The 15,008-nt window shown below is 73.5% G+C and carries 13 protein-coding genes and 1 pseudogene; 4 read left to right on the top strand and 10 right to left on the bottom strand.

The window, feature by feature from the left end:
• Positions 1-11 precede the first annotated feature (11 nt).
• Entirely contained in the window at positions 12-344 is a 333-nt protein-coding gene (locus ACFO0B_RS05405; RefSeq protein ID WP_378611176.1) for a hypothetical protein, read from the top strand.
• Between the two features lie 65 nt (positions 345-409).
• Here the strand turns inward: ACFO0B_RS05405 and mbp1 are convergent, their stop codons facing one another.
• Positions 410-655, bottom strand: coding sequence for a microaggregate-binding protein 1 (mbp1, locus tag ACFO0B_RS05400; protein ID WP_378611175.1), 246 nt, complete (start codon positions 653-655; stop codon positions 410-412).
• Between the two features lie 111 nt (positions 656-766).
• Between mbp1 and ACFO0B_RS05395 the strand changes: the two genes are divergently transcribed.
• Entirely contained in the window at positions 767-2,275 is a 1,509-nt protein-coding gene (locus tag ACFO0B_RS05395) for an FAD-dependent oxidoreductase (protein ID WP_378611174.1), read from the top strand.
• A 92-nt stretch (positions 2,276-2,367) separates the two neighbouring features.
• Here ACFO0B_RS05395 and ACFO0B_RS05390 read toward each other — a convergent pair whose 3' ends face one another.
• The 6 genes from ACFO0B_RS05390 to ACFO0B_RS05365 form a co-directional block, all read right to left on the bottom strand.
• Positions 2,368-3,393: a PP2C family protein-serine/threonine phosphatase gene (locus ACFO0B_RS05390; RefSeq protein ID WP_378611173.1), complete on the bottom strand. Its 1,026-nt coding sequence runs from the start codon at positions 3,391-3,393 to the stop codon at positions 2,368-2,370.
• A 101-nt stretch (positions 3,394-3,494) separates the two neighbouring features.
• On the bottom strand, positions 3,495-4,535 hold the full coding sequence (locus tag ACFO0B_RS05385; RefSeq protein WP_378611172.1) for an AraC family transcriptional regulator: 1,041 nt from the start codon (positions 4,533-4,535) through the stop codon (positions 3,495-3,497).
• A gap of 158 nt (positions 4,536-4,693) precedes the next feature.
• Positions 4,694-5,920 (bottom strand): RNA polymerase sigma factor, encoded by a 1,227-nt coding sequence (locus ACFO0B_RS05380; RefSeq protein WP_378611171.1) that lies wholly within the window; start codon positions 5,918-5,920, stop codon positions 4,694-4,696.
• Positions 5,920-6,324: a YciI family protein gene (locus ACFO0B_RS05375; protein ID WP_378611376.1), complete on the bottom strand. Its 405-nt coding sequence runs from the start codon at positions 6,322-6,324 to the stop codon at positions 5,920-5,922. Before ACFO0B_RS05375 ends, ACFO0B_RS05380 begins: the two co-directional genes overlap by 1 nt.
• 130 nt (positions 6,325-6,454) lie before the next feature.
• Positions 6,455-9,667 carry an acetyl-CoA carboxylase family protein gene (locus tag ACFO0B_RS05370; protein WP_378611170.1) on the bottom strand — a complete coding sequence of 1,071 codons (3,213 nt, stop codon included), beginning with the start codon at positions 9,665-9,667 and terminating at the stop codon, positions 6,455-6,457.
• A 63-nt stretch (positions 9,668-9,730) separates the two neighbouring features.
• Entirely contained in the window at positions 9,731-11,224 is a 1,494-nt protein-coding gene (locus tag ACFO0B_RS05365; protein ID WP_378611169.1) for a flavin-containing monooxygenase, read from the bottom strand.
• 184 nt (positions 11,225-11,408) lie between these two features.
• Here ACFO0B_RS05365 and ACFO0B_RS05360 point away from each other — a divergent pair.
• Positions 11,409-11,762: pseudogene (locus ACFO0B_RS05360) on the top strand (LLM class flavin-dependent oxidoreductase); the annotation flags it as partial.
• A 31-nt stretch (positions 11,763-11,793) separates the two neighbouring features.
• Here the strand turns inward: ACFO0B_RS05360 and ACFO0B_RS05355 are convergent.
• On the bottom strand, positions 11,794-12,246 hold the full coding sequence (locus tag ACFO0B_RS05355) for an oxygenase MpaB family protein (RefSeq protein WP_378611168.1): 453 nt from the start codon (positions 12,244-12,246) through the stop codon (positions 11,794-11,796).
• A gap of 17 nt (positions 12,247-12,263) precedes the next feature.
• Positions 12,264-13,244, bottom strand: a complete 981-nt coding sequence (locus ACFO0B_RS05350; RefSeq protein ID WP_378611167.1) for an oxygenase MpaB family protein — start codon at positions 13,242-13,244, stop codon at positions 12,264-12,266.
• Positions 13,245-13,379: 135 nt separating this feature from the next.
• Between ACFO0B_RS05350 and ACFO0B_RS05345 the strand changes: the two genes are divergently transcribed.
• The gene (locus ACFO0B_RS05345) at positions 13,380-14,048 is read left to right on the top strand and encodes a TetR/AcrR family transcriptional regulator (RefSeq protein ID WP_378611166.1); all 669 of its coding nucleotides are present in this window, start codon (positions 13,380-13,382) and stop codon (positions 14,046-14,048) included.
• Here ACFO0B_RS05345 and ACFO0B_RS05340 read toward each other — a convergent pair.
• Entirely contained in the window at positions 14,045-15,001 is a 957-nt protein-coding gene (locus tag ACFO0B_RS05340) for an oxygenase MpaB family protein (protein WP_378611165.1), read from the bottom strand. The two genes, ACFO0B_RS05345 and ACFO0B_RS05340, sit on opposite strands and share 4 nt — an antisense overlap.
• Between the last annotated feature and the right edge of the window lie 7 nt (positions 15,002-15,008).

The following is a 15,008-nucleotide window of genomic DNA, read 5'->3' as shown; positions in this document are numbered from 1 at the left end:
GCGAGGACACAATGCGGCACACCAGTATTCGGCACCGGCTGCCCCGGATCGCGGGCATCGCGTTCATCGTCACCGCGGCGGTGCTCGGCGGCGCAGGCTGCGACCAGGTGGAGGAGGCGGTGAATCGCGGCGGGGACACGCCGTGCAACGACTACATCGCGCAGTCCACCGAGGACAAGCGGACGACCGTCACCAAGTACCTGGAGGACGATCGCGGTTCGGCGCCCGAGGCGACGACCGTCGATGCCGCCATCGGGGCGATCGACCTCATGTGCCGGGCGCAGGCGAATGCCGCGACACCCATCCGCGAGGCTGATCTCGGTGGGATCCTCGCCCCCAGGTAGGGGGTCGCGGACGCGAGAGCGGGCGCCGGGTCCGACCCGGCGCCCGCTCGACACGCTCAGCGGAACTACCGCCCCTGCTGATACGCCTTCTGCTTCTGCTCGTCGAGATCGGCCTCCGCGCGCGACTTCTCCGCGGCGGCCTCCTTCTCGGCGGCTTCCCGCTGCGAGGCGGCCTTGTCCTGCTGGGCCCGTCCCTCGTCACGCAGGTCGTTGTGCCCGACGAGGGAGCCCGCGGCTTCCTTGACGGCACCCTTGGCACCTTCGACGGCGCCCTCGATTCCCTCGCGGGGTCCACTCTTGTTTTCGGTCATGAACTTCAACCTCCGACATATCGACTTCTTCGGCGGACATCGATCGCTTACCCGGGGATGCCGGCCCGAATCAGGACGGTTGGATTCGGCCGCATCGGCTATCTCGCGACCATGACGTCCTTGTGGTTGCAGGAAACCCGTACGCCCGCCCGGCTCCGGCTGACCCCCGGGCTGCGCTTCGACACGGTGGTGGTCGGCGCCGGGCTCACCGGTCTGGTCACCGCGCTGGTGCTCGCCCGCGCCGGGGCGAGCGTCGCGGTGCTGGAGGCAGGCCGGGTGGGCGCGGGCACGACGGGCGGCACCACCGGCAAGGTGAGCCTGCTGCAGGGCACCCGGCTGCAGCAGATCGCGCGCAAGCACTCGCCGGAGACGGTGCGGCAGTACGTCGCCGCCAATTCCGCGGCGCTGGACTGGGTCACCGCGTACTGCGCGAGCGCCGGGGTCGGGATCGAGCACCGCACCGCGCACACCTACGCGCCGACCGGCGCCGAGGTGGACATGGTCACCGCCGAGCACGCCGTCGCGCGGGAGGCGGGGTTGCCGACCGAGCTGATCGACGATCCCGACGTCCCGTTCCCGGCGCGCGCCGCCGTCCGGCTGGCCGGGCAGGTGCAGCTCGACCCGATGGAGCTGCTCGCCGCGCTGGCGGTGGACGTGGAGGCGGCCGCCGCGCCGATCTTCGAGAACACCAGGGTGCGCGGGGTGCACCGGGCCGACGGCGAGACGGTGGTCGAGACCGAGCACGGTTCGGTGGTGGCGGGCACCGTGGTGCTGGCCACCGGCATCCCGATCCTGGACCGCGGCGGCTTCTTCGCCCGGCTCACGGCGCAGCGCTCCTACCTGGCGGCCTTCCGGGTCGACGGCCCGATCACCAGGGACATGTTCCTCAGCGCCGGCCAGCCGACCCGCTCCCTGCGCTACACCCCGAGCGCGCGCGGCGACCTGCTGCTGGTCGGCGGCAACGGCCACCCGGTCGGGCGGACCGGCTCCGAGCAGGCCGCGGTGGACGACCTGATCGACTGGACCGGGCGCTGGTACCCCGGCGCGGTGCCGCTGCACACCTGGTCGGCCCAGGACTACCTGCCGGTCGCCGAGCTGCCCTACGCCGGGCCGCTGCTCCCCGGGGACGATCGCATCCTGACCGGCACCGGCTACGCCAAGTGGGGGCTGACAAACGGGGTCGCCGCCGCGCTGGCGATCGCGGGCCGGATCTCCGGTGGCGTGCCGGAATGGGCTGCGGCGCTGGACAGCTGGCGGCGCGACGAGGTGAAGGCGCTGCCCGCGGCGGCCAAGGCGAACGCCGAGGTCGGGGCGCAACTGACCGCCGGGTGGCTGCGTACGCTGCGCGGTGGTTCCGAACAGCCGCCCGCCGAGGGCGAGGGGCGGGTGGAGCACCGGGGGGTGCGGCCCGTCGCGGTCTGCACCACCGGTGGTGCGACGCAGCGGGTCTCGGCGGTCTGCCCGCACCTGTACGGCATCGTGCGCTGGAACGACGCCGAGAAGTCCTGGGACTGCCCGCTGCACGGTTCGCGCTTCGCCGCCGACGGAACCCTGCTCGAAGGGCCCGCCACCAGTGACCTGACCCCGCTCCCCGCCGCGGCACCGGCCGAACACGTCTGACCGCTCCCCGCCCGCGCCTGACCGCTGCCGGTCCGGGACCGCGCGAAGCGGCGACACAGCACCGCGGCCGCACCACAGCGCGGCAGCGTGATTCAGCCCGCGACCGGTGCCAGGGCGACGGTGATGTTGTCGTTTCCGCCGCAGCGCAGCGCGAACTCGACGAGTTCGCGCGCGGCGTCGGCGGGCGCGGCGCCGGTGGCGGGCGCGGCCAGCGCCTCCGGGTCGGAGATGTAGTTCCAGAGCCCGTCACTGCAGAGCAGCAGCACACCGGGCCCGCGGGTGCGGAGCGTGCGAACGCAGTCGTCGGCCCACGGCTTCGGCGAGGTGTCGGCGCCGAGCCAGCGCAGCAGGGTGTGCGCGCGCGGGTCGCGCATGGCGGCCTGCTCGTCCATGGCGCCCGCGTCGACGAGGGCCTGCGCCCAGGAGTCGTCGACGGTGAGCCGCTGCGAGGGCACCGCGTGCGCGGCGCCGCCGTCGGTGACGATGGTGAGCTCCGGCTGGGTGGCGACCGCGGCGCTGTTCGGCGCGACCCCGGCGCGCAGCCAGTACGCCCGGCTGTCACCGACGTTGGCGACGGTGATCAGCACCGCGTCCGGCCCGTCGGCGTGCACGACCGCGGAGACGAAGGTGCAGGACGGCGCGTTCTCCACGTCGGCGCCGACCGCGCGCACCGCGGCCGCGGCCGCCTCCAGCCCGGCGGGCACCGCCTCGGCGGCCGAGCCACCGGCCTCCAGCACCGCGACGGTGGCCTCCAGCCCGGCCCGCACCGCGGCGCCGGAGGCGGCCTGCGGATCGTCGGAGCTGGAGACGCCGTCGCTCACCACGATCACGGTGGCCAGCGGGCGGCCGGTGGCCGGATCCTCCACGACCGCGGCGGAGACCGCGTCGTCGTTGCGCGCGTGCGTGATGCCGCGGTCGGTGATCACCGCGACGGCGCCGAGATCCGCGGCGAACCGATCGGCGTCGGAGCGCACCGGATTGCCGTCGGAATCCAGCTCTTCCACCGGCGTGGCCGGGGCGTTCTCCGGCGGCAGCGCGACCCTGCGGCGCGCGGGCGGGGCTGGTGGTGTGCCCGCGACATCCGCGGCTGCCTCAGCTGGCAGTGGACGAGGGTCCACACCGTCCTCCTTCGTCTCCCCGGCCGGTCGCTCGCGATAGTACGGCAGGAACCGGTCCGCGCCGCGCAGGGCGACTTCCCGGCCGGGGTGACCCGGGCGGATCAGCCCGCGACGGCGAGCCGCGGGGACGGCCGCTCCAGCCGGGCCCGGAACTCCTGCGGCGGGCAGCCCTTCCAGCGCCGGAAGGCCCGGATGAAGGAGGCGGCCTCGGAGTAGCCGAGCCGGGTGGCGAGGTGCTCGGTGGTCATCGGGGTGTGCGCGAGCAGCTCGTCGGCGACCACCTCGCGGACCTCGTCGAGCAGCGCCCGGAAGGAGGTGCCCTCCTCGTTCAGCCTGCGCGAGAGGGTGCGCGGGCTCATGAAGAGCGCGCCTGCCACCGCGGTCTGGTCCGGCAGCCGCGCGGGGTCGCGGATCAGCAGGTCGCGCACGGTGCCCGCGACGCCGGTGCGCACCCGGCGCCGGTTCAGCAGTTCGCGGCAGAGCTGCTCGCAGAGCCCGCGGGCCCAGTCGTGCGGGCGGGGCAGCGGCATGTCCAGGTGCGCGCGGTCGAAGACCAGCGAGTCGACGCCCGCCCCGAAGACCGGCTCGACGCCGAAGGTGCGGCGGTAGCGAACGGTGTCGCGCGGGCCCGGGTGCCGGAAGGTCACCCGGCGGACCGGGATGACGTGGTCGAAGAGCGCCCGGCTCACCGCGGGCACCCCGGCCAGGTAGCGCTCGGCCAGGAAGGCGCGGACCACCGGTGAGGTGATCGACGGGTCGAAGACGATGCGCGCCTCGCGCTCGTCGGTCTCCAGGCTGAGCGCGGTGGAGCTGACCGTGCGGTCCAGGTACCTGGTCACCGCGACGATCTCGCGCAGCGAGCGGCTGCCGAGCAGGGCGAGCCCCCACGGTCCGAAGAGCGGCACCCGGCGCCGCCGCGCGGCCTCGATGCCGAGCCCCGGCTCGCGGCCGAAGCGGGAGACGACGTTGGCGACGATCCGCAGTTCGTGCGCGACCGAGACCGGCGTCGCGGCTTCCAGCGCCGCGAGCGGGCGCAGGCCGGTGCCTTCCAGGGTCTCGGTCGCGGGCATACCGCGTTCCTCGGCCAACCGGATGAGCACCTGCACGCTGGTGGTGCCGCGGAAATTAACCGGTTCGAGCATAGGTTGCGTCCTCGATGATGCCGTGTGGTCGATGGGTTGGCGCAATGTATCAACGGCTCGAAGGGCCCCGATAGACGTCGGAGACATCTCTGTGACAGGCCATAACCGCAGTGGATGCCGATAGGTACTCGGTCCCGGGTTTTCGGCCGTTTCGGGTCCTATTCGCCCGATTCGGCCAGCCGCGCGGCCCGGGCCAGCAGGTATCGCTCACGGGGCAGGGTGCGGGCCAGCGCGGCCGCCCGGCGGAAGGCGGCGCCTGCCTCCGCGCGGCGGCCGAGCCGCTCGTAGAGATGGCCCAATACCGTGTCCGGTCGATGATCGCTCGCCAACCGCGGATCGGCCGCGCAGGCGAGCACCAGCGGGAGTGCCGTCGCGGGGCCGCGCGCCATGGCGACCGCGACGGCGTGGTTCAGCGCGGTGACCGGATTGTCCGCCCTGGCGCGCAGCTCGCGGTAGAGGAGTTCGATCTGTGGCCAGTCGGTGGCGGCGTCGCTCGGCGCCTCGTCGTGCAGCGCCGCGATGGCGGCCTGCAGCTGGTAGGGGCCGGGAATGCCGGTCGGCAGCGCGGCGGTGATCAGCGCGGTGCCCTCGGCGATGGCGGCGGCGTCCCAGCGGGTGCGGTCCTGCTCGGCCATCGGCACCGGTTCCCCGCCGGGGCCGGTGCGGGCGGCGCGCCTGGCGTCGGTGAGCAGCATGAGCGCCAGCACCCCGGTGACCTCGGCCTCGTCCGGCAGCAGGCGGTGCAGCAGCCGGGCCAGCCGGATCGCCTCGGCGCTCAGCTCGGTGCGGTGCAGCGCGGGGCCCGCGGTGGCGGCGTACCCCTCGGTGAAGATCAGGTAGAGCACGTGCAGCACCGCCGCGAGCCGCTCCGGCTGCTCGGCCGGGGCGAGCGGGGCGAGGCCGATGCCCGCGATCTTCCGCTTGGCCCTGGTGATGCGCTTGCCCATGGTCGCCTCGGCGACCAGGAACGCGCGGGCGATCTCGGCGGTGGTGAGGCCGCCGACGGCGCGCAGGGTGAGGGCGATCCGGTCGGCCGGGGTGAGCGCCGGGTGGCAGCAGAGGAAGAGCAGCTCGAGGGTGTCGTCGGTGTCGCGCACCGCCTGCCCGGCCGCGGCCCCGGTCCGGAGCGAGAGCAGCTCCTCGCGCCGCGCCCTGGCGGAGTCGCTGCGCAGCGCGTCGATGAGTTTGCGCGCGGCGACCGCGACGAGCCAGGCGCGCGGGTCGTCCGGCACCCCGGACTCCGGCCAGGCGACGACGGCGGCGAGCAGCGCCTCCTGCACCGCGTCCTCGGCGGCGTCGAAGTGGCCGTAGCGGCGGACCAGGGCGGTGAGGACCTGCGGCGCGCACCGGCGCAGCAGGTCACCCACCGGTTCCGGAGCGGACATCAGCCGAGTTCGGCGTGGTCTTCCGCGATCGGCCTGACGTCGGCGTAGGCGCGGGCCCGCGCGGCCTCCGGCGCGGGGCAATCGTTCAGTTCGGCGGCGATGGCGGTGGCGCGGTCGAAGCTCGCGCACTCGACGATCCAGTACCCGGCCAGCACCTCCTCGGTCTCCGCGTACGGGCCGTCGGTGACCACCGGGCTCGGCCCGGCCGCCACCCGCCTGGTGCGGGCCGGGTCGAGCAGGCCGCGGGTCTCCACCAGCTCGCCGGATGCGGACAGCCGCTCGTTGAAGGCGCCCATGAACTGGGCCATGTTCGCGAAATCCTCCGGTGACCACTCCGGCGCGGCGCCGTCGCTCCTGCCGACCATCTCGTCGTAGTCGCGCTGCGAGGCGTAGCTCAGGATCATGTACTTCACGGCGTTCTCCTCGATCGTGCGGCGCCCCGGTGGTGCCGCCTCGTCAGGGACGTCGGAGCCGATCCCCGCACACGGACAACCCTGGCAGAAGTAGTCGCGCGAGTTCCGCAGGCCGCGCCGGTCAGCGCAGGGTGCGGATCCAGCGGCGGGTGTCGGCCGGGTCGATGACGTCGTCCAGTTCGAGGACCGTGGCGGCGGTGAGGGCCCTGCCGTGCTCGTAGGCGGCGGCGACCAGATTCTCGTACGCCCGACGGCGCTGCTCCGGGTCCGCGAGCGCGGCCAGCTCCTTGGCGAAGCCAAGGCGGACCGCGCCCTCCAGCCCCATGCCGCCGATCTCGCCGGTCGGCCAGGCGATCACGAACCGCGGCGAGCGGAACGACCCCGCCGCCATCGCCTGCGCCCCCAGCCCGTACCCCTTGCGCACGATGACGGTGCCGAACGGGACGGTGAGCGCGGCGGCGTCGACGAACAGCCTGCTGAACCGGGTGACGGTCGCCTGCTTCTCCGCCTCCGGCCCGACCATGAAGCCGGGGGTGTCGCAGAGCGAGACGATCGGCAGCCGGTGCGCCTGGCACAGCCGCAGGAACATCGAGAGTTTGTCGGCTTCGGGTGCGTCGATGGCGCCGCCGAGGTGCGTGCAGTCGTTGGCGATCACGCCGAAGGGGACGCCGTCGAACCGGGCGAGCGCGGTGAGCACGCCCGGCGCCCAGTCCCGGCGCAACTCCAGCACGGAGCCGACATCGGCCACCGAATCCAGCACCGCGCGGATGTCGAAGGCGCGCAGCCGGTTCTCCGGCACCACGTGCCTGGCGAGCCGCGGGTCGGGCGCCACCCACTCGGGGTCGGCGCCCTGGAAGTAGGCGAGGTAGCGCCGCGCCAGCCGTACCGCCTCGGCCTCGTCCGCGGCGACCAGGTGCACCACCCCGTTGCGGCGCTGCACCGAGACCGGCCCGATCTCCTCCGGGGTGCACACGCCGAGCCCGCCGCCCTCGATCATGGCCGGGCCGCCCATGCCGATATTGGCGTCCGGGGTCGCGATCACCACGTCGCACATGCCGAGCAGCGCGGCATTGCCCGCGAAGCAGCGGCCGGAGACGATGCCGATCAGCGGCACCTTCCCGGAGAGCGCGCCCATGGCGTGGAAGGTGGTGACGTCGAGGCCGGAGATGCCGCCGTGGTCGGTGTCGCCCGGCCTGCCGCCGCCGCCCTCGGTGAAGAACACCACCGGCAGGCTCCGCTCGGCGGCCAGGTGCAGCATGCGGTCGGTCTTGGCGTGGTTGCGCATGCCCTGGGTGCCCGCGAACACGGTGTAGTCGTAGGAGAGCACCACCGCCGCGGTGCGCTCGGCGCCGTAGCGGTCGGCGTTGACGGTGGCGAGGCCGGCGATCAGGCCGTCGGCCGGGGTGTTCGCGATGAGCTCCTCGGCGCTGCGGCGGAGGCGCTGGGCGGCTACGGCGAGGGCGCCGTACTCGACGAAGCTGTCCGGGTCGACGAGGTCGGCGATGTTCTCGCGCGCGGTGCGGCGGTTCAGCCGGCGGCGCTTGGCGACGGCGTCGGGGCGGGCGGCGTCGGTGGTGCGGTGCTGTCTGGCGTTGACCTCGGCGAGGTCGGGGCGGATGGTGTCGAGGTCGAGTTCGGTGCTCTCGGTGTGCTGGTCGACGGTGGACTCGGGGGTCCAGGTGAGCAGCGGGGTTCCCCGGTCGACGACCGCGCCCGGCGCGGTGCGCAGCTCGGTGATCCGCACGGCGGTCTCGGCGCGCAGGACGTGCTGCATCTTCATCGCCTCGAGCACCGCGAGTTCGCCGCCGGGCCCGACGATGGTGCCCGGGTCGGCGAGGGAGACGACGGTGCCGACCATCGGGGAACGGAGGGCCGGGGTGTCGTCCCCGGGGGCCGGCCCCGGCGCGTCGAAGAGGTCGGTGGCGTAGGCGAACTCGGCCGCCGCCGCGCCCTCGCGGGGCGGGGTGACGGTGTCCGCGCGAGCTTCCCCGTGCTCCCCCGCTTCGGCGAGCAGTCCGGCGAGATTCCGCTCGAACCAGCCGGTGTCCACCGGCTCGCCCCCGGCGAGCCGGGCGAGGACGGCGCGCAGCAGCGCGAGATTCGTGTCCGGCCCGGCGATCACCGTCTCGCCGAGCGCGTCGGCGCAGCGCCGCAGCGCCGCGTCCCTGGTCGCCCCGCGCGCGATCACCTTCGCGAGCAGCGGATCGAACGCGGCCTCGACCCGCTGCCCCGGCCCGGCGGCGGTATCCACCCGGACCCCGGCGCCGGTCGGCGGCGCGAACTGCTCGAGCACTCCGGTCCCGGGCAGCACCGCCCCGTCCGCGGTGATCCTCTCCGCGTTGACCCGCGCCTGCACCGCGAACCCGCGCGCCCGCTCCGGCAGCTCCAGCTCGTCCAGCTTCGCCCCCAGCGCCAGGTCGAACTGCACCCCGACCAGATCGACCCCCAGTACCTCCTCGGTGACGGTGTGCTCCACCTGCAACCGCGGATTCACCTCGAGAAAGTAGTGCTCCTCCCCCGCCACCAGGAACTCGACGGTGAGCACACCCAGGCACCCCTCCGCCACCCGCACCGCGTCGGCGTGCAGCCGAGCCCGCAGCCCGTCGGGCAGGATCGCGGGCGCCATCTCGACCAGCTTCTGCCGCTGCCGCTGCACCGAACAGTCCCGCTCCCCCAGCGCGGCGGCCCGCGCACCGTCGCCGATCACCTGCACCTCGATGTGCCTGACCGCGCTCAGCAGCGCCTCCGCGTACAGCGTGCCGTCGCCGAACCCCGCCGCGGCCTCGGCCGCGCACCGCGCGTACGCCTCGGCGATCTCGTCGGCCGCGCGCACCACCCGCATCCCGCGCCCGCCACCCCCGGCGACCGCCTTGAGCATCACCCCGCCGGGGTGCCCCGCGAGAAACCGCGCCACCTCGTCCACGTCGGCCCCGGCCTCGGTGGCGGGCAACACCGGAACCCCGGCCGCGGCGGCCGCAGCACGCGCCGCCGGCTTGGCCCCGAAGGTGCGCAGCGCAGCGGGCGCCGGGCCGACGAAGGTCAGCCCGGCCGCCGCGCAGGAAGCCGCGAATTCGGCGTTCTCACTGAGGAATCCGTACCCCGGGTGCACCAGCGCCCCCGGCCCTGCGGTGGCCGCGGCCGCGGTCACCGCAGCGATGTCCAGGTACCCGGCTGCCCCGCTCCCCGGCAGCTCGACCGCTCGGTCCGCCAGCCGCACCGGCAGCCCGCCCCGCTCCGCCGCGGTGTGCAGCACCACGGTCTCGTAGCCGCGGTCCCGCGCGGTCCGCAGGATCCGGACCGCGATTTCGCCCCTGTTCGCCACCACCACGCGCATGGGGACAGTGTGTCCCGGGAGACGCGGGCGCCCGCACCGACCCCTCGCCGGCGCGGTCCCGGCTCAGCTCACCGGCGCCTTCGCGCGGCGCACCGCCTGCACCCGGCTGAACTCCAGCACCCCGTCGTCCACCGGCCCGGTGCGCAGGAACGCCCGATCCCGGAAGTAGTCGTTGATCACCTTCCACGGCCCGCGCGTTCCCTGGCGCGGCATCACCGCGTCGCCGCGCGAGATGTAACCGGAGGTCAGCGCGGCGCCCATGATCGAGTGCGGCGAGCGGTCGCCCTCCCGCGCCACCGGCACCACGGTCCGGTAGCCGTGCTCGTCCATGTGGCCGAGCACGCGGCAGAAGTACTCGGCGGCCAGGTCGGCCTTGAGCGTCCAGGAGGCGTTGGTGTAGCCGAGCACCATGACGAAGTTCGGCACGCCGTCCAGCATGGCGCCCTTGTAGACCACGCGGTCGCGCACCGTCACCGGCTCGCCGTCCACCTCGAGCGCGGCGCCGCCGAGCATCTGCACGGTGAGCCCGGTCGCGGTCACCACGATGTCGGCCGCGAGCTCCGCCCCGGAGGCGAGCCGGATGCCGGTCGGGGTGAAGGTCTCGATCCGGTCGGTGACGATCTCCGCCTCGCCGGTGCGCAGCACGCGGAACAGGTCGCCGTTCGGGACCACGCAGAGCCGCTGGTCCCACGGGTCGTAGCTCGGCGTGAAGTGCCTCATGTCCAGGTCCTTGCCCACCTGTGCGCGCACCGCCGCGAGCAGCAGTTTCTTCGCCAGCGCCGGGCTGCGGCGGGAGAGCCGGTAGCTCGCGCGCTGCAGCGCGATATTGCGGGCCCGCCCGGCCCGGTAGGCGATCCGGTCCGGCACTCGCGCCTTCTTCAGGGCGACCGCCACCGGGTCGTCGGCGGGCAGCGCCGTGATGTAGGTGGGCGAGCGCTGCAGCATGGTCACCCGCGCGCCGCGCGCGGCCAGCGCGGGCACCAGCGTGATGGCGGTGGCGCCGCTGCCGATCACCACCACCCGCCTGCCCGCCACGTCGAGCTCCTCCGGCCAGTGCTGCGGGTGCACGAAGCGGCCGGTGAACCGCTCCTCCCCGGGGAAGTGCGGGCGGAAGCCGCGGTCGTAGTCGTAGTAGCCGGTGGCGCCTGCCAGGAAGTTCGCGGTGACGGCCTCGACCGCGCCGGTCGCCTCGTCCACCGCCTCCACCGTCCACCGCGCCTCCGTGCTCGACCAGCGCGCGGCCACCACCTTCCGGCCGAATCGGATGTGCTCGGTGATGCCGTGCTCGCGCGCGGTGTCGGAGATGTAGCTGCGGATGTTCGGCCCGTCGGCCAGCACCTTGGTGCCGTTCCAGGGGCGGAAGCCGTAGCCGAAGGTGTACATGTCCGAGTCCGAGCGGATGCCCGGGTACCGGAAGAGGTCCCAGGTGCCGCCGATGGCGGCGCGCCGCTCCAGGATCAGGAAGCTGCGGCCTGCCCCCTCGCGCACCAGGTGGCTCGCCACCCCGATACCGGAGAGCCCGGCGCCGACGATCAGGACATCGACATGTCGCGTCATGCGTTCCGCTCCATCCGCCCCGAACTCCCTCGGCCGGGTGCTGGTGACCGAGGGTACGTGTTATCTCAAGTTACGTCTAGCTCGGGTCGAAAAGACCCCGCTGAGCGCAACCCTGCGCCGCGCCCCCGGCGACACTGCGCCCATGAGTCTGTCCTTCCACTGGTTCCTACCGGCCTACGAGAACCGGATCGACGACTTCGGGCTGCGCATTCACGTCATGCGCCGGGATACCGCCGAAGCGGCCCGGGCCGAGGCTGCACGGTTGCTCGCCGGATCGATCCCCGCCGATGTCGAACGGGTGCGGGCGAATCTGCGCCGCAGTGCGTCCGAGGGGCAGCGGCGGATGCTCGAGCGGCTCGCGGAGTACGCCGCGCTCGGCATCGACCACGTCATCCTCTCCGGGTACCCGCATCTCGACGAGGCGTACTGGTTCGGCGAGGGGGCGCTGCCGGAGCTCGAGCGAAAAGGGTTGTGGCGGCATCCGAATCGGCCGGTCGCGGTGGCCGGGGGGACGCCGTTCGCCGGCGCGGCGAGATAGTTTCGGCGCTCGGACAGTACGGCGCGCCGGATCACACCGTCCGGGACGAGAGCGGGTGGCGGATGCGTTCGGGGAGAAGGCGGTCGAGGCCGTCGGTGACGGCCACGACGGTGGCGAAGCGGGCGGCGCGGGGGTGGTCCCAGGGCAGGCCGAGGCGCTCGCGGAGGACCGGGGGGAGGTAGCCGGCGGTGGTGAGGCGGAGCAGGGCGGCGAGCGGGAGGGCGGGGATTTTCCAGACCGGCGTCCGGAGGGGGAAGCGGGGGTGCGGGGGCAGGGGGCGGGCACCGCCATCCGCCGCCTGCATGAGCAGGGTGGCGCGGCCGGCCAGCGCCGTGCGCCAGGCGATGCCGCGCTTCCAGCTCAGGGAGTCCGGCCCCCAGGGGCGGGGTGGGGTCCACCGGCCGGGAGCCGTCTCGTCGCCCGCGTCCGCCACCGGCATACCGGGCTGCGCCGCCCCACGCTCCCCGGGCGGTTTGATAGACATCACGAGCCTCACTATCGCTACCTCGGGCACCCGCCGGAGCGCTCCGGCGGCGCGAAGGAATCGAGGGCGTACCGCTTGTGCACGGCGACGAGCTTCTCGTACTGCAACCGGTTGTGGGCCAGCGGCACCAGCTTGGAGCGGTCCGGCAGGAGGCGCCACGCGGTGCGCAGCACCCAGCGGTAGAGCGCGAACTCCCTGTCGTGCCGCGGCAGCAGCTCGAAGCCCGCCATGCGCCGCACCTCTGGGTGCATGACCTGCGCGGAGCACACCTGGATGACGTGCCCGACCAGCGGCCGGACCAGCAGCCAGAGCGGGGTGAGCGCGGCGCGCGCGGCGGGCGAGATGCCGAGCGTCGGCAGCGGCAGCCTGGTCAGCCCGGCGAACTGCCGCACCAGGAACGGGCTGGCCGCCAGCTCGTGCTCGACCATGTGCTCGTAGTACTGCTCGGCCGAGGCCAGGTCGGGCGGGAGCTTGCCGCCGCGCGCGGCCAGCTCCAGCCCGCGGAAACTCTCCCGCACGAGCTGGTAGGCGGCCTCCTTCTCCGCGGGCCGCAGCACGTGCCCGGTGCACGGGGTGAAGGTGTTGAGCGAGAGGAACATCCCGCTGATCCCGACCCAGATCCAGGTCTGCGGGTCGAGCGCGCTGTACCGGACGTCGGCGTACTCGCCCTGCCCCCGGCCGCGCACGTCCCGGTGCCGCTCCTTGAGCCAGTCGGCCTCGGCCTGCCGGTCGACCGGGTCGCCCCAGAAGGAGAGCAGCGCCGAGAGGCCGCTGCGCATCCCGCGATCGAGGAAGTTGTCGGCGAACCGGCCGGTGCGGTCGACCGCGGCGGCGACCGGCACCAGCGCCACCTGGTCGAAGGCGGCGCCGCCGAAGACGCCGGAGAGCACACTCCCGGTGTGCTTGCGGAACTCCGCCAGCATCTCGGGGCGGACCCCGGGCGCCGCGGGCGCGTTCCTGCCGCCCCGAACAACGGGCACCGTTGCATTCGTCGTCATGGGAAGCCCCCGTCGGCGATCCTGGGCCGCGTGCGGCACCGTATGATAGTTCAACGCCTTCATACTATCACTTTGAGAAGCTGGTGGGCAGACCGTCTCATCGCGGTCGCGCGGCGGGCCGGTAGGCTTCCGGCGATGAAGGCCAGCCCGGAGGTTCCGGTCACCGACGAGGACGAGGTGGCGCTCGCCGCCGTGGCCCGCTCCTGGGCCGCGCTCTCCGCGCTGGAGCCGAAATCGCGCCGGATCGTGGACGCCGCGCGCGACTGCTTCGCCGAGGTCGGCTTCGAGGAGACGACCATGGTGCGGATCGCCGAGGGCGCCGGGGTCGGCGTCGCCACCGTCTACCGGCGCTTCGGCACGAAGTCCGCGCTGGTCAGATACGCGCTCATGGCGGAGTCGCAGCGAGTCGGGGTGATCGTGGTGCAGGCGCTGCGGGATTCCGCGGGCCCGGTGAGCGGGCTGGCCGAGATCTTCGCCGCCTACGTCACCGAGGCGACGGCGCCCCGGCTGCTCACCCGCAGCCTGCGGGTCTCCTCGGCGGCGGGCGAGCTCGCCGATTTCCTCACCGGCGACGAGTTCATCGAGCAGGGGCGGGTGCTGTTCGCGCAGTACATCGAGTACTGGCAGGAGCGCGGCGAGCTGGGCCGGTTCGACGCGCACGTGGTGGCCGAGCTCTTCGTCCGGCTCACCATGTCGATCATCTCCAACCCGCACGGCGTGCTCCCGCTCTCCGACGCGGACGCGGCGCGGGAGTTCGCCCGGCGGCATCTCGCGCCGCTGCTCTTCCCGCACCCCGGCGGTTAGACCTGCTTCGGCCGCACCTTGTAGGCGGCCGACTTCAGCTCGCGCACCTTCATCTTCTGGATCGCCCGGTGGTGCTGCCGCGCGTGGTAGGCGATCGGGAAGTAGGTGAGCCGCTCCGGCAGCACCCGGTAGGCGAGGCGGATCACCGCGTAGATCCGCTCCAGCGTGCGCTGTTCCTCGTCGCTCCAGGTCAGCCCCATCATGTCGCGCAGCCGGGGGTCGAGCAGCCCGGCCAGCGACAGGTAGTTGAAGCGCAGCATCGGCGTGAGGGCGGCCCTGGCGACCCGGTTCAGCGGGAAGGGCAGCTTGCGCAGCTGCTCCAGATCGCCGGTGCGGAGCTCGGCGTATTCGCGGCGCTGCAGGTCGGTGGCGTTCAGCACCTCGGTGACCATGTGCTCGTAGTAGGTGTCGAACTCGGCGCGGGTCTGCGGGTAGCCCTTCATCGGCACCTGCAGGATCCGCGCGATCTTGATGTTGTCGGCGAGCAGTCCGTCCAGTTCGTCGGCGGTGAAGTGCCTGCCGAGCAGCAGCGGGCCCGCCTTCGCGGTGGTGGCGTAGGCGGTCGCGATGACCCACTGGTACGCACCGGGATTCAGCGCGCTGATCTGCTTGCCCTCGGCATTGCGCATGCGCAGCGGTTCGTGCAGGGAGCGGAGCCGCCTGCCCTCGGCGATGGCCTCGGCGCCGCCGTAGGTCCAGCGCAGCACCGAGTCCACCGAGCGGATCGCGCGGCCCATCGGGTCGGTGCGGGCGACCGAGTACTTGTCGGTGACGTCGCGGATGACGGGGTGCAGGCCCTGCATGGCGAAGGCCGCGGCCTCCATCATGAGGTAGGTCCAGTGGCCGACCATCTCCGCGGTCAGCGAGTCCGGGGAGATCAGTTCGATCGCGTCGTCGTCGTGGATCGGGGTCACCGAGGCGACGGGGCTGTGCTCGGTACCGGCTGCGGTCATGGTCGTT

The sequence above is a fragment of the Nocardia jiangsuensis genome, assembly GCF_042650385.1.
Classification (GTDB): domain Bacteria; phylum Actinomycetota; class Actinomycetes; order Mycobacteriales; family Mycobacteriaceae; genus Nocardia; species Nocardia jiangsuensis.
Note: the sequence above shows the minus strand (reverse complement) of the source record. Positions and strands in the feature narration are given on the sequence as shown.